Origin of the sequence: Kribbella sp. NPDC004536, assembly GCF_042873835.1 — a bacterium.
In the GTDB taxonomy this organism is placed as follows: Bacteria; Actinomycetota; Actinomycetes; order Propionibacteriales; family Kribbellaceae; genus Kribbella.
Window position 1 is genome coordinate 21744 of the sequence record NZ_JBIALY010000007.1, and the last position, 19921, is coordinate 41664.

17 protein-coding genes are annotated in these 19921 nt (G+C 69.0%); 13 read left to right on the forward strand and 4 right to left on the reverse strand.

Features of this window, described 5'->3' with window-relative positions:
• Positions 1-109 precede the first annotated feature (109 nt).
• Entirely contained in the window at positions 110-655 is a 546-nt protein-coding gene (locus ACFYRU_RS39210) for a hypothetical protein (protein WP_387668958.1), read from the forward strand.
• Here ACFYRU_RS39210 and ACFYRU_RS39215 read toward each other — a convergent pair whose 3' ends face one another.
• From ACFYRU_RS39215 to ACFYRU_RS39225, 3 genes are read right to left on the reverse strand one after another with little or no spacing between them, the layout of a single operon-like run.
• Positions 656-2038: a sensor histidine kinase gene (locus ACFYRU_RS39215; RefSeq protein ID WP_387668960.1), complete on the reverse strand. Its 1383-nt coding sequence runs from the start codon at positions 2036-2038 to the stop codon at positions 656-658.
• Entirely contained in the window at positions 2038-3687 is a 1650-nt protein-coding gene (locus tag ACFYRU_RS39220; RefSeq protein ID WP_387668962.1) for an FAD-dependent oxidoreductase, read from the reverse strand. The genes ACFYRU_RS39215 and ACFYRU_RS39220 overlap by 1 nt, the downstream gene beginning before the upstream one ends.
• A gap of 51 nt (positions 3688-3738) precedes the next feature.
• On the reverse strand, positions 3739-4497 hold the full coding sequence (locus ACFYRU_RS39225; protein ID WP_387668965.1) for a FadR/GntR family transcriptional regulator: 759 nt from the start codon (positions 4495-4497) through the stop codon (positions 3739-3741).
• 190 nt (positions 4498-4687) lie between these two features.
• Here ACFYRU_RS39225 and ACFYRU_RS39230 point away from each other — a divergent pair, with 190 nt between their 5' ends.
• The 8 genes from ACFYRU_RS39230 to ACFYRU_RS39265 are packed head-to-tail and all read left to right on the forward strand — an operon-like array spanning position 4688 to position 13373.
• Positions 4688-6193, forward strand: coding sequence for an ABC transporter substrate-binding protein (locus ACFYRU_RS39230; RefSeq protein ID WP_387668967.1), 1506 nt, complete (start codon positions 4688-4690; stop codon positions 6191-6193).
• Positions 6190-7134, forward strand: coding sequence for an ABC transporter permease (locus ACFYRU_RS39235; protein ID WP_387668970.1), 945 nt, complete (start codon positions 6190-6192; stop codon positions 7132-7134). Before ACFYRU_RS39230 ends, ACFYRU_RS39235 begins: the two co-directional genes overlap by 4 nt.
• Entirely contained in the window at positions 7131-7949 is an 819-nt protein-coding gene (locus tag ACFYRU_RS39240) for an ABC transporter permease (protein WP_387668972.1), read from the forward strand. The genes ACFYRU_RS39235 and ACFYRU_RS39240 overlap by 4 nt, the downstream gene beginning before the upstream one ends.
• Entirely contained in the window at positions 7946-8899 is a 954-nt protein-coding gene (locus tag ACFYRU_RS39245) for an ABC transporter ATP-binding protein (protein WP_387668974.1), read from the forward strand. Before ACFYRU_RS39240 ends, ACFYRU_RS39245 begins: the two co-directional genes overlap by 4 nt.
• On the forward strand, positions 8892-9740 hold the full coding sequence (locus ACFYRU_RS39250; protein ID WP_387668977.1) for an ATP-binding cassette domain-containing protein: 849 nt from the start codon (positions 8892-8894) through the stop codon (positions 9738-9740). Before ACFYRU_RS39245 ends, ACFYRU_RS39250 begins: the two co-directional genes overlap by 8 nt.
• Entirely contained in the window at positions 9737-11170 is a 1434-nt protein-coding gene (locus tag ACFYRU_RS39255; RefSeq protein WP_387668979.1) for an aldehyde dehydrogenase family protein, read from the forward strand. The genes ACFYRU_RS39250 and ACFYRU_RS39255 overlap by 4 nt, the downstream gene beginning before the upstream one ends.
• An 11-nt stretch (positions 11171-11181) precedes the next feature.
• Positions 11182-11943, forward strand: a complete 762-nt coding sequence (locus ACFYRU_RS39260) for an SDR family NAD(P)-dependent oxidoreductase (protein ID WP_387668981.1) — start codon at positions 11182-11184, stop codon at positions 11941-11943.
• Between the two features lie 23 nt (positions 11944-11966).
• Entirely contained in the window at positions 11967-13373 is a 1407-nt protein-coding gene (locus ACFYRU_RS39265) for an amidase (protein ID WP_387668984.1), read from the forward strand.
• Here the strand turns inward: ACFYRU_RS39265 and ACFYRU_RS39270 are convergent, their stop codons facing one another.
• A complete protein-coding gene (locus ACFYRU_RS39270; RefSeq protein ID WP_387668985.1) occupies positions 13374-15110 on the reverse strand; it encodes a glycoside hydrolase in 1737 nt (578 codons plus the stop codon).
• A 144-nt stretch (positions 15111-15254) separates the two neighbouring features.
• Here ACFYRU_RS39270 and ACFYRU_RS39275 point away from each other — a divergent pair, with 144 nt between their 5' ends.
• From ACFYRU_RS39275 to ACFYRU_RS39290, 4 genes are read left to right on the forward strand one after another with little or no spacing between them, the layout of a single operon-like run.
• Positions 15255-16292 carry a LacI family DNA-binding transcriptional regulator gene (locus ACFYRU_RS39275; protein ID WP_387668988.1) on the forward strand — a complete coding sequence of 346 codons (1038 nt, stop codon included), beginning with the start codon at positions 15255-15257 and terminating at the stop codon, positions 16290-16292.
• On the forward strand, positions 16289-17230 hold the full coding sequence (locus ACFYRU_RS39280; protein ID WP_387668990.1) for a 2-hydroxyacid dehydrogenase: 942 nt from the start codon (positions 16289-16291) through the stop codon (positions 17228-17230). Before ACFYRU_RS39275 ends, ACFYRU_RS39280 begins: the two co-directional genes overlap by 4 nt.
• 1 nt (position 17231) lies before the next feature.
• Positions 17232-18446, forward strand: a complete 1215-nt coding sequence (manD, locus tag ACFYRU_RS39285) for a D-mannonate dehydratase ManD (protein WP_387668992.1) — start codon at positions 17232-17234, stop codon at positions 18444-18446.
• 5 nt (positions 18447-18451) lie between these two features.
• Positions 18452-19909, forward strand: a complete 1458-nt coding sequence (locus tag ACFYRU_RS39290; RefSeq protein WP_387668994.1) for a mannitol dehydrogenase family protein — start codon at positions 18452-18454, stop codon at positions 19907-19909.
• The last annotated feature ends 12 nt before the right edge of the window (positions 19910-19921 follow it).

Genomic DNA, 19921 nt, shown 5'->3' on the forward strand with positions numbered 1-19921 from the left:
GTCTGGCAGGAGCCTGAGAGGTTTTTGACAATTCCGTGACGGACGCGCGCCCCAAGCTTTGGTGCGCTCCCGGCCAGGAGTACAACGGAATTGGCGAAGGGAGCCACGAATGACGTACGACGTGGTGGTGCTCATCGAGCGGGAGATGAGCGAGGGCGACGCGCGCCGCGTTGCCGCCCTGCACGCGAAGCGCGAGGAATCCGTCGAGTACCACCTGCTGGTCTCCAGTCATCCGGAGAGCGGTCTGGCGGGTCCGATGGCGTTGCTCGGCTCGACGTTCGCGGACGTGGCCGGGCTGACCGGCTCCGCGGCAGTGGTCGGATCGGCGACGGCACCGTCGGCGCGGATCGGTCCGCCGTCCGTGAGCCGAACACCGACGGCGACCCTCGCGGATCCCGCTGTCGATCTCGCTTCCGTGATCGAGCACAGCTCACGTCAGCTCCGGGCCGCCAGCGGTTACCCGGTCCACGTGTCCATCACGCACGGTGAGGTGCTGCTCGCGCTGATGCAGATGGTGAAGACCACCGGCAGCCAGGAGGTCGTGGTGGTCGCCTGGCCGGAGACCGCGGCCGCGTTCATCTGCTCCGACTGGACCACGAAGGCCCGCAAACTGCTCAAGGTTCCGCGGGTCCGCATCCTCGAGCACGACATCTGATCAGCCCGCCGGCTGCCGCGGCAGCCGGACCTGGAGGGTGGTTTCGCCTGGGCGGGACGTGATGCCGATCGTCCCGCCGTGGTGTTCGGCGACGATCCGTTGCGCGATGTCGAGGCCGAGTCCGGTGCCTTTGCCGACGTCCTTGGTCGTGTAGAACGGCTCGAACGCACGGGCCGCGACCTCCGCCGGCATCCCGGCACCGGAGTCGGTGAACTCGACGACGATCCGGTCGCCGTCGGTCCGGGTGCTGATCCGCAGCGTGCCGGCGCCGTCCATCGCATCGACCGCGTTGTCGATGAGGTTCGTCCACACCTGGTTCAGTTCACCGGCGTACGCGTCGATCCGCGGTACGTCGCCGTACGCCCGGATCACCTCGACGCCGTCGCGGAGCTTGTGGCCGAGCATCACGAGCGTGCTCTCGATGCCCTCGGTGACGTCGATCGTCTGGATCGAACCGCGGTCCAGTTGCGAGTACGACCGGACCGCTGCGACCAGTTCGGTGATCCGCCGGGTCGACTCCTTGACCTCGCCGATCAGCGTCGACGCGGCGAGCGTGCTGGCGACCCATTCCAGGCCGGGGCCGAGCGCGGTTCCGAGGACGGCGGCCGCGCGTTCGCACCACTCGACACCGGCACCGGCCGCGGCGAGCGGTGGCGCGATGAACCAGGACCGGTCGACGTCGTGGTCGTCGAGCCAGTCCGCGATCGTGTTCTCGTGGTCGGCCAGGTCGACCGGATCCGGTGCCGCCGTACCGTGGCCGAGCTCGAGCCGCAGCTCGTCGAGCGCACTGAACTGAGCGGCCCGTACGTCGCCCTCGGCCAGCCCGCGCAGCGCCGACAGCAGCGTGACGCACGCGGTGTCGAGCGCACTGACCGAACGCGCCGCGGCCGCTGCGGGGTTGTTGATCTCGTGCGCGAGCCCGGCCGCGAGCGTGCCGAGCGTGATCAGCGATTCCCGCTGCCGCGCGGTGGACTCGATCGCCCGCGCGGTCCCGTACACGCCCTTGATCAGGTGGCCGGCGAGCGGGAACCAGTCGTCGATCCGGTCCCGCAGTACGTCGGCTGGTACCCGGAGGACCCGTCCGGCGGCGAGGCCGCGGCCGCTGGCGAGGTACAGCCCGTGTTCGTCCCAGGCGCGGAACCCACCGGCCCAGCGGCCCGGGACGTCCATCTTGCCCATCACGGTGTCCTCGCGGCCGATCTTGCGGTGCAGCGTGATCGCGCCGTCGACGAGTACCCACCAGAAGTCGGCGGGCTCGCCCTCGTGGAACAGGTCGGCGCCGGGCTCGATCGGTACCTCGGTGCTGCCCGCGATCAGCTCCTCGAGTTGCTCGTCGCTGACCCCGGTGAACAGCGGGAGGTCGCGCAGGTCGCCGGCGTCCATCAGACGGTCGCTAGGTAGCGGTGGACGAGATAGATCGACATGGCGCCTTCACCGACCGCGGAGGCGACGCGTTTCATCGAGTCGAGTCGTACGTCACCGGCCGCGAACACACCCGGCACGCTGGTCTCCAATGCGTACGGCGGCCGGGGCAGCGGCCAGCGTTGCTGTACGACAGGGTCCGGCCCGGTCACCACGAAACCCAACGCGTCACGGACGACCGAGTCGCCGAGCCATTCGGTCCGCGGGATCGCGCCGACGAAGATGAACAGCCAACTGGCCTGCACCTCCTCGACCCGGCCGGACGTACGGTCGGCCAGCGTCAGCGCCTCGAGGTGGCCCTCGCCGCGGCAGCCGACGACCTCGGTCCGGCACCGGACCTCGATGTTGGCGGCCTTGGTGATCTTGTCGACGAGGTACCGCGACATCGAGTTCTCGAGCCGTTCGCCGCGGACCAGCAGGACGACACGCTTCGCGTACCGGGCCAGGTTGAGCGCCGCCTGGCCGGCCGAGTTCGCGGCGCCGACGATGTACACCTCGTCGTCCTGCACCTGGCTCGCCTCGCTCGCGGTGGCGCCGTAGTACACGCCGCGGCCGGTGAGGTCGGCGAGTCCTTCGACGTCGAGGCTGCGGTACGAGACGCCGGTCGCGACGATCAGGGCGCGCGCCTCGATCTCACCGGAACCCTCGAGCAGTACGGCGTGCACGGGACCGCGCGACTCGAGCCCCACCACCGAACGCGCGAGCACCATCTCGGCGCCGAACCGGGACGCCTGCGCAACGGCACGCTGGGCGAGATCGGAACCGGTCAGGCCGCGCGGGAAGCCGAGGTAGTTCTCGATCGCGGCGCTCAATCCGGCCTGACCACCAGGTGCCTCGCGTTCGACGATGACAGTGGTCAGGCCTTCGGACGCGGCGTAGACACCGGCGGCGAGGCCGGCAGGTCCGCCGCCGACGATGCATACGTCGTACAGCGGCTGCTCGGCGCGGGTACGCAGACCGAGCGCGGACGCCAGGTCGAGCGCGGTGGGGGAGCGCAGCGTGTCGCCGTCAGGTACCAGTACCAGCGGGAGGTCGGCGTCGGATGCTCCGGCGAGCTCCTGCAGGCGCTGGCCTTCGGCGTCGCGTTCGACGTCGTACCAGCGGTACGGGACGTGGTTGCGGGCCAGGAACGTCTTGATCTCGTGGGCGCGGTCGGACCAGCGGTTGCCGACGACCCGTACATCCGAGCTGTGTTCGGGGTTCGCGTGTTGCCAGTCCTCGAGCAGGTCGTCGATCACCGGGAAGAGCTGGTCCTCCGGCGGGTCCCACGGTTTCAGCAGGTAGTAGTCGAGGCCGATGTCGTTGATCGCCCGGATCGCGACGTCGGTGTCGGCGTACGCGGTCAGCAGCAGGTACTTCGCGCCCGCGGCGTGTGCGCGGGCACGTTCGAGCAGCTCGATGCCGGTCATCCCGGGCATCCGCTGGTCGGTCGCGATCAGCGCGATCGGCTGGTTGCGCAGCGCAAGCTTGGTCAGCGCGGCGAGCGCCTGGTCACCCGACGTGGCGCGGACGACCAGGTAGTCGTCGCCGTAGCGGCGGCGTAGATCGCGCGAGATCGCAGCCGAAACCATCGGGTCGTCGTCGACCGTGAGAATCGCAGGTTTGCTCACGCGGTGCCCCCCACCAGGGAACCGATCCCGTCAGAATGCCACGGGAAACTCTCACTCCTCTACGAGTGCACGCAACGTTTCCTGCTCGGAGTCGGGCACGTACCCGGCGTAGTAGTCGAACATGTTCTGCCGGGCGATCCGGGCCGCGGCGTGGCCGTTGCCGGCCCGGATCGCGTCCACCACCTCGGCATGGTGGTGCAGCGATTCGAGCATCAGTGCGCGGCTGTTCGGGGCGTGCGCGATCTTGTCCGAGATCAGGCCGAGCACGACGCCGCGGACGACCTCGTTGCAGGTCTGGATCAGCGAGTTCCGGCTGATCGTCGCGATCAGTTCGTGGAAGGCCAGGTCCGCCTCGCTGAACGCGTCGAAGTCGACCTCGATCGCGTCCCGCATCGCGACCAGCGTCTCCTCCAGCTCGTCCAACTGCTCGGCGGTGCGCAGCCGGGACGCGACCTGGATCGCGGCGCCGTCCATGATCATCCGGAACCCGATCAGCTCGCTCAGGCTCAGCTCGTCGACGCGGGCCAGCCGGGCGACCTGTTTGCGCAGCGCGGCCGACGAGAACGGCAGGATCTCCGGACCGTTCGGGTCGCCCGGCCGGGACCGGACCACGCCGTTGCTCTCCAGGACGCGCAGCGCCTCGCGGACCGTCGACCGGCTGACCGCGAACTGTGCGACCAGGTCCCGCTCGCTCGGGAGTCGCTGCCCGGGCGCCAGGTCGCCGCGCGCCAGCGCGTCCTCGACCTGTTCGACGATCCGCTGGTAGGCGCGCACGGGTTGTACCGGCTGGAACTGCGGCCCTTTTGTCATCTCATGCACCCCAATCGTCTTGACAGGGCGGTGTGCTGCGACAAACCTAGTGCCCCACTGATACCTAGTCCACTGGTCTGACCAGTCACAGCCGGACGGCGAAGTCTCCCGTACCGGCGTGGCCGCGGGCAGCCCTGGACGTGGCGGCGGTCAGAATGCGGCGACAGTTCGAGGCACTGGAGGAGTTCTCGTGAAGTTTCCAACCCGTGCGGTCGCACTCGCTGCTGCGGCGCTGCTTGCCGTGACCGCCTGCTCGGCCGGATCCAGTACGTCGTCCGGCAGTTCGCCGGGCGGCGGGCAGAACCTGGCGATCGGCCTGGTCGCGGAGCCGGCCAGCCTGGACTTCACCACCACCGACGGCGCCGCGATCCCGCAGGCGCTGCTCGGCAACGTGTACGAGACGCTGGTCAAGCAGGACGACTCCGGCAAGATCGTGCCGTCGCTGGCCAAGTCGTGGCAGGTGTCGCCGGACCGCAAGACGTACACGTTCGACCTGGTCGACAACGCGAAGTTCACCAACGGCAAGCAGTTCACCGCGAGCGACGCGGTGTTCAGCATCAACCGGGTGAAGACCGCGTGGACGATCTCGCTGAAGAGCGCGATGGACGTGGTCGCCGACGCCAAGGCGCTGTCGCCGACCCAGCTGCAGGTCACGCTGGCCAAGCCCAGCAACGACTGGCTGTTCCGGATGACGACGCGGATCGGCGCGATGTTCTCCGAGAGCGGTGTCAGCGCACTCGCCACCGACCCGGTCGGCACCGGGCCGTTCAAGTTCTCGAAGTGGAACCGCGGCGACTCGATCGTGCTGGTCCGCAACGACGGCTACTGGGGCACGAAGCCGAACTTCGCGCAGATCACGCTGAAGTACTTCAAGGACGCCACCGCGCTGAACAACGCCTTGCTGACCAGCACGATCAACGTGATCGGCACGGTGCAGGCGCCCGAGGCGCTGAGCCAGTTCACCAGCAACTCGAAGTACCAGGTGATCGAGGGCACGACGAACGGCGAGGTGCTGCTGTCGTTCAACAACTCGCGGCCGGTGTTCAAGGACATCCGGACCCGGCAGGCGATCCGGATGGCGATCGACCACAAGGCGCTGCTCGACACCTGCTGGGCCGGGCGCGGCAAGCTGATCGGCAGCATGGTCCCGCCGACCGACCCGTGGTACGAGGACCTGACCGGGGTCGCGCCGTACGACCTGGCCAAGGCGAAGTCGTTGCTGCAGGCATCCGGCGCGGCCGGCAAGACACTCCGGCTCCGGCTCCCGACGTTGCCGTACGCAACGTCCTGCGGCCAGGTGGTGAAGAGCGACCTGGAGCAGGCCGGCCTGAAGGTGCAGATCGACCAGCTCGAGTTCCCGGCGGCCTGGCTGACCACGGTGTTCAAGAACGCCGACTACGACATGTCGATCATCGCGCACGTCGAGCCGCGCGACCTCGGCGCCGTGTTCGGGAACCCGAAGTACTACACGCGGTACGACGATCCGACGCTGCAGGCCGACCTGGCCGCGGCCGACGCGGGCGACGAGGCGACGCAGGTCGCGGACCTGAAGAAGGCGGCGCGGCGGATCTCGGAGCAGGCCGCGGGCGACTGGCTGTTCCTGCTGCCGAACCTGATGGTCGCGGACAAGGACATCAAGGGGCTGCCGACCAACGCGATCACCGAGGCCTTCGACCTGTCCCAGCTCAGCCGATGATCCTCCGCCTGATCGAGCGCACCGCCGTGTTCTTGGTCAGCCTCGCGGTCAGCACGGTGCTGGTCTTCGCGTTCATGGCGATCCTGCCCGGCGACCCGGCCCGGGTCGCGCTCGGCGTGAACGCCTCCGACGAGGCGGTGGCCGAACTGCGGCGGCAGTTCGGCCTCGACCGCCCGCTGCCGACGCAGTACTTCGACTGGGTCGGCGGGCTGCTGCACGGCGACCTCGGTACGTCGTACGTCTCGAAGGTCGCGATCGGGCCGCAGGTGTTCGACCGGTTGCAGGTCACGCTGTGGCTGGTCGTGGCCGGCATGATCGTCGCGCTGCTCGTCGCCGCACCGGCCGGCACGGTGATGGCGGCGCGCCACCGCCAGGTCTCCGGGCTGGCACTGTCGGCGGTCTCTCAGTTGGGCGTCGCGGTCCCGGCGTTCCTCGCGGGCATCCTGCTGATCGTGGTGTTCGCGGTCAAACTCGGCTGGCTCCCCGCGAACGGCTGGACCCCACCCGCCCAGGATCCGGCCATGTTCCTCAAACAACTGGTCCTCCCCGCCCTGTCCCTGGGCCTCGTCCAAGGCGCAGTCCTCACGCGCTACATCCGCAGTGCAGTACTGGACGTGTTGCGCGAGGACTACCTGAGAACAGCCCGCGCCAAAGGCCTCCGCCCCTTCCAAGCCCTGTGGAGACACGGCCTACGCAATGCCGCTGTTCCCGTCGTAACAGTCCTGGGTCTCCAGTTGGCCACCCTTCTCATCGGCGCAGTCGTCGTCGAACGCGTCTTCGTGATCCCCGGCCTCGGCAGCCTCCTCCTCGACGGTGTGTCGAACCGCGATCTACTACTGGTCCAGGACGTGGTGATGGTGCTGGTGCTCGCAGTACTCCTGGTCAACTTCCTGGTAGACGTCCTGTACGTCGCCCTCGACCCCCGGCTGAGGACGACATGAGGCGCCGCAACCCGAGCCTGATCGCCGGCACCGTGATCGTCGGCGTGATCGTGCTGATGGCGCTGGTCTCGTTCGTCTGGACGCCGTACGACGCTACGCTCGTGACCCCGGCGGCACGGCTGCTGAAGCCGTCCTGGTCGCACTGGTTCGGCACCGACAAGTTCGGCCGCGACGTGCTCAGCCAGATCATGGTCGGTTCCCGGACGACGTTGTTCGTCGGCGTCGTCGCGGTCGGTGTCGCGGCGGTGATCGGCGTACCGCTCGGGATCCTCGCGGCGATGACGCGCCGGTGGGCTTCGGAGGTTGTGATGCGCGCCAACGACCTGCTGCTCGCGTTCCCCGCGTTGCTGCTGGCCATCATGTTCGGCGCGGTCTTCGGCGCCAGCACGCTGACCGCGATGGTTGCCATCGGCATCGCTTCGGTACCGAGCTTCGCGCGCGTGATCCGCAGCGGTGCGCTGCAGGTGATGCGGACGGAGTACGTACTCGCGGCCCGCGCGGCGGGGCGCCGGCCGTGGCCGATCGCCGTACGGCACGTCCTGCCCAACGTCACGAGCTTGATCACGGTGCAGGCGTCGGTGTCGTTCGCGATCGCGGTGCTGGCGGAGGCCGCGCTGTCGTTCCTCGGGTACGGCACACCGCCGCCGACGCCGTCGTGGGGGCGGATGCTGCAGGAGAGCCAGGAGTTCCTGTTCAGCGCGCCGCGGCTGGCGATCTTCCCGGGGGTGGCGATCGCGATCGCGGTGCTCGGGTTCAACTTGTTGGGCGACGGTCTGCGCGACCGCTTCGATCCGAAGCTGGAGGACCGCCGATGAGCGATGTACTGACAGTGCGCGGGCTGTCCGTGTCTGTCCGGGACACGACGTTGGTGTCGGACGTGGACCTGACGGTCGGCGCGGGGGAGCGGGTGGGACTGATCGGGGAGTCCGGGTCGGGCAAGTCGCTGACCGCGCTGAGCATTCTCGGACTGCTGCCGGAGGACGTCCGGGCGGGCGGATCGGTACGGCTCGACGGCGTCGACCACGAACTCGTCGGCGCGGACGAACGGCGGATGTCCCGGGTACGCGGCCGCGACATCGCCATGGTGTTCCAGGAGCCGATGACCGCGCTGAACCCGACGATGCGGATCGGCGACCAGCTCACCGAGGCGATGCTGATCCACAAGACGTTGGCCAAACCAGCAGCTCGTACCGCGGCGGCCGAGCTGCTGGAGCGGGTCCAGCTGCCGGCGGACACGCTCCGCGCGTACCCGCATCAGCTGTCCGGTGGCCAACGGCAACGAGTCGTCCTGGCGCTTGCCCTTGCCAACGATCCGGCGTTGCTGATCTGCGACGAACCGACGACCGCGCTCGACGTCACGGTCCAGGCGCTCGTCCTCGATCTGATCGTGCGCGGCGTCGTCGATCGCTCGTCCGCGCTGCTGTTCATCACGCATGACCTCGCCGTCGTCGCGACCGTTTGCGAACGGGTGCTTGTCATGTACGGCGGGCGTGTCGTGGAGGCGGGTCCGGTCGCGGAGGTGTTCACGCGGCCGCGGCACCGGTACACGGAAGGTCTGCTCGCTGCCTCGGACCTGGAGACCACCGATCGTCGGCTGACCACGATCCCGGGCAACGTCCCGCCCGCGGGGAAGTTCCCGTCCGGCTGCGTCTTCCGTACCCGCTGCGCACACGCCACCGCCCTGTGCGAGGAGACGCCGGCCTGGACGGGCGCCGACGACCAAGGGTTCGCCTGTCACCACCCGGCAGGAGGCGGGGATGCCTGAACCTGAAACCCCGACCGCGATCCAGGTTGTCGACGTCGTCCGCGACTACGCACGGCCGCGGACTTCACTGGTCAGACCAGCGCCCGTCGTACACGCGCTGCGTGGCGTCAGCCTCGAGGTCAAGCAGGGCGAGCGGTTCGGCATCGTCGGCGAGTCCGGCTGCGGCAAGTCCACCCTGCTCCGGATCATCGCGGCCCTCGACCGCGCCACCTCCGGCCACGTGATCGTCGAAGGCACCGACATCACCCACCTCCCGGAGCGCCGCCTGCGCCCGCTCCGCGAGAACCTGCAGCTCGTCTTCCAGGACCCGATGAGCTCGCTCGACCCACGTATGCGGGTCCGCGACATCATTGCCGAACCCCTCGTCGTCCAAGGGCATCCGGCCTCCGGCCAGCGCGTCCGCGAACTCCTCGAAGCCGTCGGCCTGTCCGCCGACGCCGGCGACCGCTACCCGCACCAGTTCTCCGGCGGGCAACGGCAGCGCATCTCGATCGCCCGCGCGCTTGCCCCACGCCCGCGGATCCTGATCGCCGACGAACCGGTCAGCGCCCTCGACGTCTCCGTCCGCGCCCAGGTCCTGAACCTGATCTCGGACCTCGTCGACGAACTCGACCTGACGCTGGTGTTCGTCTCGCACGACCTGTCCGTCGTCAAACACGTCTGCGACCGGGTCGCCGTGATGAACGCCGGCGAGATCGTCGAGACCGGCTACACCGGCGACGTGTACGCCGCACCGCAGCATCCCTACACGCAGCGCCTGGTGTCGGCGATCCCGACCCTGCAGCGCGCGCTGTCCGGCGCGACCACGTCCGACCTGCTCGCGAAGGGAGATCCCGCATGAAGTTCCCAGCAGGCTTGCCGATCGGCGAGTCGTGGATCGAGGCACCGGCCACGGCGCCGGTGATCTTCCCGTACGACGGTTCGACGGTGGCGGACGCGCCGGTCGGTGACGTCGCTATCGCGCAGACGGCCCTCGACAGTGCGCTGGCCGTACGAGAGGCGGTCGGGCGGCTCCCGTCGTACGTACGCCGGAAAGTCCTGCAGAACGTTCATTCGGCCGTACTCGCCGAGCGGGACGCGTTCGTCGATCTGCTCGTACTGGAGACCGGCAAGCCGCTCGTCGACTGCCGGGTGGAGATCGACCGGACGCTGCTCACATTGGAGACCTCGGCGGAGGAGGTCGCGCGGCTGCACGGCGAGACGGTGCCGCTGGACCTGTTGCCCAGCGGCGAGGGACTGCAGGGGTTCTGGGTCCGGAAGCCGATCGGGGTGGTGGTCGGGATCACCGGGTTCAACTATCCGTTGTTGCTCGCGGCCCACAAGATCGCGCCGGCCTTCGCGGCGGGTTGCCCGATCATCGTCAAGCCGGCGCCGCAGACGCCACTCGCGACGCTTTGGCTCGCGCATCTGATGCGGTCGGCGTTGGCCGATGCGAGTGCACCTTCGAGCGCCTTGCAGGTCGTCACGGGCGGGCCGGAGGTCGGGGCGACGCTGACCACGGACTCGCGGATCGGTGCAGTGTCGTTCACCGGATCGGCCGCGGTCGGGCATCGGATCGCGCGGGACGCGGCGCCGACGAAGGTACTGCTCGAGCTCGGGTCCAACTCGGCACTGGTCGTTGCCGCGGACGCCGACCTGGACGCGGCCGCGGACGCGATCGTGCGCGGCGGGTACTACGCGTCCGGTCAGGCCTGTATCTCCGTACAGCGGGTGATCGCGGTCGAGTCGATTCGGTCGCAGTTGCTGGAGAAACTGGGGGCGCGGCTTCCTGGTGTGGTGGTCGGCGATCCGCGGGATCCGGAGACGCGGGTGTCCGCGTTGATCAACCCGGCGTCGACGGAGCGGGTCCGGCAGTGGGTCGGGGACGCGGTGCACGCGGGTGCCGGGATCGCGTACGACGGGGGCGCGGACGTACTCGGGCCGATCGTGCTGACCGACGTACCGGACGGTCTGCAGGTGTGGGACGAGGAGATCTTCGGGCCGGTGATCGCGGTTCGGTCGGTGCCCGATGTGGACAGTGCGCTGCGGGCCGTGAACGAGACGCGGTACGGGCTGCACGCGAGCGTTTTCACGTCGTCGCTCGACACCGCGTTCGCCGCGATCGACCGGCTCGACGTCGGGGGAGTGGTCATCAACGACGTACCCGGGTTCCGTTCGGACGTGATGCCGTACGGCGGCGTCAAGGACTCCGGCACCGGCCGCGAAGGCCCGCGCTTCGCGATCGAGGAACTGACCACGACCCGGATGGCGATCATCCGCCCGCGCCCATGACAGGTGACCCGATGGACTACGCCAACCTCTTCCGCCTGGACGGCAAACACGCCCTGGTAATCGGCGCCGGCAGCGGCATAGGCCGCGAAAGCGCCCTCGCCCTAGCAGCCCACGGCGCCCGAGTAACCTGCGCCGACCGCGACCTGACCGCCGCGCGTCAGACGGCCGGTTCCGAGTTGAGTGCGTACGAACTGGACGTGCTCGACGATGCGGCGATCGAGCGGGCTGTGGTGGAGCTGGATCCTGTTGATGTGTTGGTGTTCACGGCGGCGACGAACGTGCGGAAGCGGATTGTCGACTACACCGGGGAAGAGTTCGATCGGGTGGTCTCGCTCAATCTGCGGGCCTCGTTCCAGTTGGTGCGGGCGTTCGGTCGCACGATGGCGGAGCGGGGGAGCGGCAGCATCATCGGGTTCAGCTCGATTCGCGGTACGACGGTGGAGCCCGGCCAATCGGTGTACGCGGCAACCAAAGCCGGACTCGTCCAACTCCTCCGCACCGCCGCGGCCGAACTCGGCCCGTCCGGGGTCCGCGCGAACGCAATCGCGCCAGGCGTCGTGGAAACCCCGCTGACCGCGCAGATCAAGGCCGACCCGGCGTGGTACGACGCGTACGCGCAGAAGGGCGCGCTCGGTCGCTGGGCGCGTCCGGACGAACTCGCCGGCGCGGTCGTGTACCTCGCGTCGGACGCGGCGAGCTTCGTGACCGGAAGCGTCCTCGCGGTCGACGGCGGCTGGACCGCGGTCGACGGCCGCTTCGAACCACCGAACTGATTCGCTGACCGGATGGAGCGCAGATGAGTCTCGCCGACCTGACCGCAACCGAGCTGCTGGCGAAGTACCGTGACGGTTCGGTGTCACCAGTCGAGGTCATCGCCGACGTCCTCGACCGGGTCGCCGCTCTCGAACCGCAGCTGTGCGCCCTGTACGCGTTGGACGCCGACGGTGCGCGCGCGGCGGCGCACGAGTCGGAGCAGCGATGGCGGAACGGTACGGCGGGCGCGCTGGACGGCGTACCGGTCACAGTCAAGGAGAACATCGCGACGCGCGGAACTCCCGTACCGCAAGGAACTGCGGCGACCGCGCTCGTTCCGGCGACGGAGGACGCACCCGCGGCGGCACGGCTGCGGGCGGCCGGTGCGGTGATCTTCAGCAAGACGACGATGCCGGAGTACGGGATGTTGTCGTCGGGGGTGTCGACGTTCCATCGGTTGACGCGCAACCCGTGGGACCTGTCGAAGACAGCCGGCGGTTCGAGCGCGGGCGCGGCCGCGGCGGCCGCGGCAGGGTACGGCCCGATCCACGTCGGGACGGACATCGGCGGATCGATTCGCCTGCCTGCTGGGTGGTGCGGGCTGGTCGGACTCAAGCCCACCCACGGCCGCATCGCCGTCGGCAACCCGTACGCCGGTCGCGCGATCGGCCCACTGACCCGTACGGCGGGCGACGCGGCGCTGGCGTTGACGGTGATGCAGGGCTACGACCCGCGCGACCACACGTCGATCCCGCCGGCGTCGGACGTGTTCGACGTACAGGTTCGAGGCCTGCGGGTCGCCCTGCTGTTGGACGCCGGCGTGGGCCTACCGGTGGACCCCGAGGTCACCGCCGCCGTCTCGTCCACGGCCGCACGTCTCGAACAGGACGGTGCGATCGTCGAGCCGATCGGCCCCATCATCACCCGGGAGATGCTCGACGGCCTCGACCGCTTCTGGCGGATCCGCTCCGCCACCGACATCGCCGCCCTTCCGGAAGAACGCCGGGCAAAGGTCCTGCCCCAGATCCGCCAATGGGTCTCCACCGCTACCGACCTGACCGCATCCGACGTCTTCCACGGCTACACCCAGATGGGCGCAATGGCCGCCGCCGTCACCCAGGTCTTCACGCGGTACGACGTCATCCTGTCGCCAGTAGCCCCCATCACAGCCTTCCCCGCCGAACTCGCCTACCCCACCGACGACCCGTCCCGCCCGTTCGAACACATAGCCTTCACCGTCCCGTACAACATGTCCCACCACCCGGCAACGACTGTCCACGCGGGCTTCTCGACCGCCGGCCTACCCATCGGCGCCCAACTAGCCACACCCCACCACCAGGACCTGCAAGCCCTCGCCCTCGCGGCGTACCTCGCGACTCGTCTGGACCTTTCCGGAAACAATCCGTCGCCAGACGCCGAATATGTTCCGGAAACCGCCGAGGAGCGATAACTAGCCAGCCGTGACCGAAACTCCCACGGTGTCGAGGATCAGCAACGATGCTGACGGCAACGGTAGAGTGGTGTCGAGAGTCAGGTCGCCGGATACGGTGAGGTTGCGCTCGGCATCGATCTCTTCGAGGCCTTGGCGCTCGTGGATCGTGGTCAGCTCGGCCGTGGTTGGGTCCTGCGGCGAACCGAGGCCTTGCCAGGCGGTGAAGGAGTTGCTGTGGTCGGTGTCGATGCGCAGGTGCCGCAGCCGGTACTCTCCGGGCGGCAGGTTTCGTAGGACGACCGTGACCGGGGTTTCGGCGTCGCTGGTCTGGTATTGGTCGTCGGTGTGGCGCCAGATCAGGATGGTGACGGTGCCGTCGTCGGCGCGGGAGGCTAGGGCGTCTACTTCCTCGGGCATGCTGCTGCCGTCGGTGTGGTCCAGTTCGGCGATGTTCCAGGCCGCGTCGGAGGTCGTTCGGACGCGGTCCGGGCCGAGGAGCGACAGCATCCGGTAGGCGTTGAGCAGCGGCTTCTCGATGCCGCCCGCGGTCAGGAAGGAGCGGGTGCCTTCGAAGTAGCGCTCGGCCTCGAAGTAGAAGCTCCAACTGGTGGCGTACGCGATCTGGGCGGTCTCGGTGGCGTTCAGGTCGAGGATCTTCTTCATCAGCTTCGCCTGGAACACCGGGTAGTACTCGGTGTTCTGGAAGCTGTAGTTGCGGTTGTCGTAGCGCCCGAAGTGCGCCGGTACGGCGGCGTCGCACTCGTCGACGATCACCGGCAGCCCGGCGTACGCGTCGTACGAGCCGATCAGCCGGTTGAACTCGCGCAGGTCGTACAGCATCTTCGTCGAGGACGGGCTGAGCTGCTCGTCCGCAGGTTCCGCGAAGGGTTTGTAGTCGCGGGTGGGGAAGTGGCAGCCCTTGGTGTGGTACGAGATGAAGTCCAGCGGCTCGTTGTGCGCCGAGGTGTAGTCGAGGAAGCCCTTGAGGAAGTCCAGGCCGCCGCTGGTGACGGCTGGTCCGCCGACCTTGGCCTCGGGGAGTACGGCGCGGATCGCTTCTACGGTGGCGGTGTAGAGCTCGTTGTACTGATCGAGGGTGCCGCGCCAGTAGTCGATGTCCGGCTCGTTCCACAGTTCCCACAACCAGGTCTTCACCTCGGCCTCGCCGTACCGCTCGACGCAGTGCGCGACAGTCGCACTGATCAGCCCGGCCCACTTGCCGTAGTCGTTCGGGGGGTAACCCCAGGCGCCGGCCTCGTAGTTGGTGTAGGCGGTCGGACTGCTGACGACGGTCAGCTCGGCGGCCTCGGGCGGGAGCAGGTCGCGCGGGGTGAAGCCGAGCTCGACCAGCAGGTGATGCCGATTGTCGACGATCGCGTCGTACGCCTGGTCGAGCAGCGTGAAGTCGTAGTACGGATTGCCGTTGGCGTCCTCGTGGTAGACGTTGCCGGAGCCCCAGTGCGGGAGGGCGAAACCGCTGCCGGAGCAGTACATGTAATGCGGGCGGACGAAGTACCCACCGCCGGAGAACTCGGTGAAGGTCTTCAGCAGGCGCTTGCCGGTCGGCATGTACGTCCAGTTGAACTCGTCGTACCCGAAGCTCTCCCACACGCGGGTCAACGGGCCTTGGACATCCGCAGCGTCGACGTCGATCGTCGCCGCGGTGACGTGCGGGGCGTCGGGAACTCGGGGCGCCCCCGCCGGAAACGGGCCAAGCGCTGTACGTCCGGTGTGAACCGCTGACTCGGTGGTCATCACGATGACCTCTCTGCTCAGTGGGGCACCGAGTCTGCTTCGGCCTTCGGATGCTGTCAATCTGCACCTGGGCCGAGCTCTTGACAGGGTTGCGCAAGTTGCCGCAATGTTGGGGAAACATTGGTGCAACCTTCGGGAGCTGTCGTGAACCCCACCCTGACCGACGTCGCGCAGCGCGCGGGTGTGTCGTTGTCGACTGCGTCCCGGGCGTTCAGCGACCCGGACCGGATCGGCCGGGACACCTTGCGGCGGATCGTCACGGCGGCGGAGGAGATCGGGTACGTCGCCTCGGCGGGCCGGCGGTCGCGGGCCGGCGGCCTGCCGACGCGGTCCGCGACGGTCGCGATGATCGTGCCGGACATCGGCAACCCGGTGTTCGCGAGCTTCGTGAAGGCGGCCCAGGCGCACGGGTGGAACCGGCGCCAGACCGTCGTACTCACCGACACCGACGGCAGCCCCGATCGGGAGCGGGAGATCATCGGTGAGCTCCAGGAGCGCGTCGACGGCTTCATCGTCTGCTCGCCGCGCCTTCCTGCCCACGACATCGCCGAGCTGTGCGGCGACACGCCGCTCGTGCTGGTCAACCGGACCAGCGACGAGACGAACAGCGTCGTACCGGACGCCGCGGACGGACTCCGGCAGGCGCTGGAGTACCTGCGCGTTCTCGGTCACGAGCACGTCGCCTACGCACAGGGCTCACCTCTGTCCTGGTCGAACCAGAATCGTGTCGACGCGATCAAGCAGCTCGCCGACCGGTCGGACATCGAGCTCGAACTGATCGGCTGGCAGGCCGAGACCGTGGCGGGCGGACAGGCGGCCGCCGCGAGTGTCGTGGCGTCGGGCGCGACCGCAGTGATCGCGCACAACGACCTGATGGCGCTGGGCATCATCGCCGGCGCAACCGCGCTGGGCATCGAGGTCCCCGGCGACCTGAGCGTGATCGGTATCGACGACACGCCGCTCGCGGAGGTCGCCCGGCCGACGCTGACCAGCATCCAGGTACCGATGTCGCGGGCGGGTGTGATGAGTGTCGACATGTTGCACCAGCAACTCACGGCGGAGCTCGGTCAGCCGGCGGTCGAGCCGCGGGTGGTCACGCTGCCGACGCAGCTCGTCGTCCGCCAGAGCACCGGCCCGGTGGCCGGCTGGACGCCCGCCCGCCGCGAGCGGAGCGACGGATGAGAGTCGTCGTCACGGACCCGAACCTGCTGCCGCTGCGGGACGAGTTCGAAGATTTGCTGCCCAAGGCCACCGAAGTCACCTGGTTGCCCGCCGACCTGCTGGACGCACTGCGCACAGCGGACGTACTGGTCGGACCAGTGTTCACGCAGGAGCTGGCCGGCGCGGCCCAGCAACTGCGGCTGGTCCAGGTCGCCGGCGCCGGGACGGACCGGATCGAGGCGTCCGGCGTACCGGTCGCGAACACGTACCACCACGAGGACTCGATCGCGGAGTACATCGTGTGGGCGCTGATCGGCCTGCGCCGCGACCTGCCCGCCGCCGACGCCGCCCTGCGCCGGAACCAGTGGCGGTCGAATGTCTACGATCCAGCGATCCCGCAACCGGACACGCTCGGCAGTGCGCGGGTCGGTTTCCTCGGGTTCGGCCACATCGGCCGCGCCACCTGGCGTCTCCTGGAGGCGTTCGGCGCGCAGGGGCAGGCGGTCACCGCGAGCGGGAAGGCCGACGGCCTCAGCTGGGCGGGCGACGTGAGTCAGCTCGACCGATTGCTGGACGAGTCCGACACGCTCGTCGTCTCCGCCCCGCTGACCGGCACCACCCGCGGCATCATCGGCGCCGCCGAACTCGAACGTCTCGGACCCGACGGCGTACTCGTGAACGTCGCCCGCGGTCCGCTGGTCCAGCAGCAACCGCTGTACGACGCCTTGCAGAACAGGACGATCCGCGCCGCCGCCCTCGACGTCTGGTACTCGTACCCCGCGACCGGCGACCAGACCGCTCCGGCCGACGTGCCGTTCGGCGAGCTCGACAACGTCCTGCTCACGCCGCACCTGTCCGGGATCACCCGGCAGACGTTCCGCGGCCGGATCGAGGACATCGCCGCCAACATCCACGCCCTTGCCAACGGCAACGAACTGCGCAACGTAGTGAGGCTCTGACATGACCGACCGCATCATCGCCGCCGACGTCATCCTGACCAGCCCCGGCCGCAACTACGTCACGCTCAAACTCCGGACCGCCGACGGTCTCACCGGGTACGGCGACGCCACCGTCAACGGCCGCGAACTCGCCGCCGCGAGCTACCTGCGCGACCACGTCGCCCCGCTGCTGATCGGACTCGACCCGGCGCGGATCGAGGACACCTGGCAGTACCTTTACCGCGGTGCGTACTGGCGGCGTGGCCCGATCACGATGGCCGCCATCAGCGCCGTCGACCTCGCCCTGTGGGACATCAAGGGCAAGACCGCCGGCCTGCCCGTCTACCAGCTCCTCGGCGGCGCCGTCCGCGACCGGGTCCTGTCCTACACCCACGCGTCCGCCTGGGAACTGCCCGAGCTGCTCGACGCGATCGACGCGCGCCGCGCCGACGGCTTCAAGGCTGTGCGCGCGCAGTCCGGCGTACCAGGGCTGGAGACCGTGTACGGCGTGCACGCCGGCGGCGGATACGAGCCCGCCAAGCGGGGCGCCGTGCCGGTCACCGAGTCGTGGGACACCGACGCGTACCTGCGGCATGTCCCCGACGTTCTCAACGCTGTCCGTGAGCACGTCGGCCCCGAGTTGGCCCTCCTGCACGACGCGCATCACCGGCTCACGCCGCAGCAGGCCGCGCGGCTCGGGAGGTCTCTCGAACCCGCCAACCTGTTCTGGCTGGAGGACGTGACCCCGGCCGAGAACCAGGAAGCGCTCCGACTGGTCCGGCAGCACACGACCACGCCGCTCGCGATCGGTGAGGTCTTCAACTCGATCTACGACTGCAAGGACCTGATCACCGGCCAGCTGATCGACTACATCCGGGTTGCGGTCGCGCACGCCGGCGGGATCAGCCACCTGCGCAACATCTTCGCGCTCGCCGACCTGTACCAGGTGAAGGCCGCACCACACGGGCCGTCGGACGTGTCACCGGTCTCGTTCGGCGCGAGCGTGCACGTCGGATTGTCGACAATCAACTTCGGCATCCAGGAGTACATGGGGTACGACGCCCTCGCACACGAGGTGTTCCCGCACTCGTGGTCGTTCGCCGACGGCTACCTGCACCCGGGGGACGCGCCCGGCCTCGGGGTCGAGGTCGACGAAGCGCTGGCCGCGAAGTTCCCGTACGAACCCGCGTATCTTCCCGTCGCGCGCCGTCTCGACGGAAGCATGACGGACTGGTGACCGCGATGAAACGAACCACCGTCGCCAAGCAGCTGCTGACCGACGGTCCGGTCAGCACGGGCATCGTGCACCTGGGCCTCGGGAATTTCCACCGCGCGCACCAGGCCGTCTACACCGCACAGGCGGGCGACGGCTGGGGAATCCTCGGCGTCGCGAGCCGTTCGACCGCGGTCGCGGACGCCATGAACGCCCAGGACGGTCTCTACTCGGTACTGGAACTGTCGCCCGCGGGATCGTCGATCAGTGTCCCCGGCGTACACACCGGCGCGATCGTTGCTGCCGGCAACCCGGCGGCCGTGGTCGACGCGATCGCGGCCGAACCGACCCGGATCGTCTCCGCCACGGTCACCGAACACGGCTACTGCATGGATCCCGGCACCCACCGCCTCGACCTGGACCGGGTCGCCGAAGACCTGCACGCGACCCCGCGCACCGTCATCGGTCAGCTCGCTCGCGCCCTGGAACGCCGCGCGACCACGCATCAAGCCCCGATCACCGTCCTGAACTGCGACAACATGCAGTCGAACGGAACCCAGACCCACAGCCTGGTCCTGGAGTTCCTGCAGGCGGCCGGATCGACCGCGGTCGACTGGGTCGCCGAGCACGTGACCTTCCCGAACTCGATGGTCGACCGGATCGTCCCCGCGACCACGGACGCGTACCGGAACACGGCGGCCGAGCTGCTCGGCGTTCGCGATCGCATCCCGGTCCCCGCCGAGCCGTTCACGATGTGGGTGATGGAGGACCGCTTCGCGGCCGGCCGCCCCGCCTGGGAACGGGGCGGCGCAATCTTCTCCGCCGAGGTCGAGGCGTACGAACTGCTCAAGCTGCGGCTGCTCAACGGCACCCATTCACTGATCGCCTACCTCGGCGCCCTCGACGGCCGCGCGACGATCCCCGAATCCCGGGGCGCCGACTTCATCGAGTCCGCCGCGCGTGCGGTGCTCGAGGACGACTACCTGCCGACCGTGACGCTGCCACAGGGCTTCGAACTGAAGCCATATGTCGACTCGCTGTTCGATCGTTGGTCGAACCATGCATTAGGCCACCGCACCCAGCAGGTCGGCAGCGACGGTTCGGTGAAACTCCCGCAACGGGTTCCCGAGCCGGCCCTCCAGTTGCTCAACCAGGGCGTGATGCCCGAGCATCTCGCGCTCACCGTCGCGGCCTGGATCTGTTGCGTCGTACCGCTGTCCGGCTTCGACCCCGGGCCGCATGCCCAGGCGATGGTCGACCCCGCCCGCAAGCGACTCGGGGCGCTCGCAGCGCAGTCCCGCAGTACCGAGGACCTCGTCCGCGCCGTCCTCACCCAGGTGTTCCCCACTGAACTTGCCGAGAGCAACGACTTTGCCCGGCGTGTTGCCGAGTACGTCGCCGTCGTCACCCGCGACGGCGTCCGCGCCGCGGCCCGCGTGGCCGCGCGCTCCCGAACGTCCCGGCCGCAAGCCTCGCCCGCGGCCTGAGACCCCGAAGGA

Bases quoted from the DNA above. Each gene is read 5' to 3' on its own strand.
- ACFYRU_RS39210 (WP_387668958.1), top strand. From the start codon at position 110: ATGACGTACGACGTGGTGGTGCTCATCGAGCGGGAGATGAGCGAGGGC.
- ACFYRU_RS39215 (WP_387668960.1), bottom strand. From the start codon at position 2,038: ATGGACGCCGGCGACCTGCGCGACCTCCCGCTGTTCACCGGGGTCAGC.
- ACFYRU_RS39225 (WP_387668965.1), bottom strand. From the start codon at position 4,497: ATGACAAAAGGGCCGCAGTTCCAGCCGGTACAACCCGTGCGCGCCTAC.
- ACFYRU_RS39235 (WP_387668970.1), top strand. From the start codon at position 6,190: ATGATCCTCCGCCTGATCGAGCGCACCGCCGTGTTCTTGGTCAGCCTC.
- ACFYRU_RS39240 (WP_387668972.1), top strand. From the start codon at position 7,131: ATGAGGCGCCGCAACCCGAGCCTGATCGCCGGCACCGTGATCGTCGGC.
- ACFYRU_RS39245 (WP_387668974.1), top strand. From the start codon at position 7,946: ATGAGCGATGTACTGACAGTGCGCGGGCTGTCCGTGTCTGTCCGGGAC.
- ACFYRU_RS39250 (WP_387668977.1), top strand. From the start codon at position 8,892: ATGCCTGAACCTGAAACCCCGACCGCGATCCAGGTTGTCGACGTCGTC.
- ACFYRU_RS39255 (WP_387668979.1), top strand. From the start codon at position 9,737: ATGAAGTTCCCAGCAGGCTTGCCGATCGGCGAGTCGTGGATCGAGGCA.
- ACFYRU_RS39260 (WP_387668981.1), top strand. From the start codon at position 11,182: ATGGACTACGCCAACCTCTTCCGCCTGGACGGCAAACACGCCCTGGTA.
- ACFYRU_RS39265 (WP_387668984.1), top strand. From the start codon at position 11,967: ATGAGTCTCGCCGACCTGACCGCAACCGAGCTGCTGGCGAAGTACCGT.
- ACFYRU_RS39270 (WP_387668985.1), bottom strand. From the start codon at position 15,110: ATGACCACCGAGTCAGCGGTTCACACCGGACGTACAGCGCTTGGCCCG.
- ACFYRU_RS39280 (WP_387668990.1), top strand. From the start codon at position 16,289: ATGAGAGTCGTCGTCACGGACCCGAACCTGCTGCCGCTGCGGGACGAG.
- manD (WP_387668992.1), top strand. From the start codon at position 17,232: ATGACCGACCGCATCATCGCCGCCGACGTCATCCTGACCAGCCCCGGC.
- ACFYRU_RS39290 (WP_387668994.1), top strand. From the start codon at position 18,452: ATGAAACGAACCACCGTCGCCAAGCAGCTGCTGACCGACGGTCCGGTC.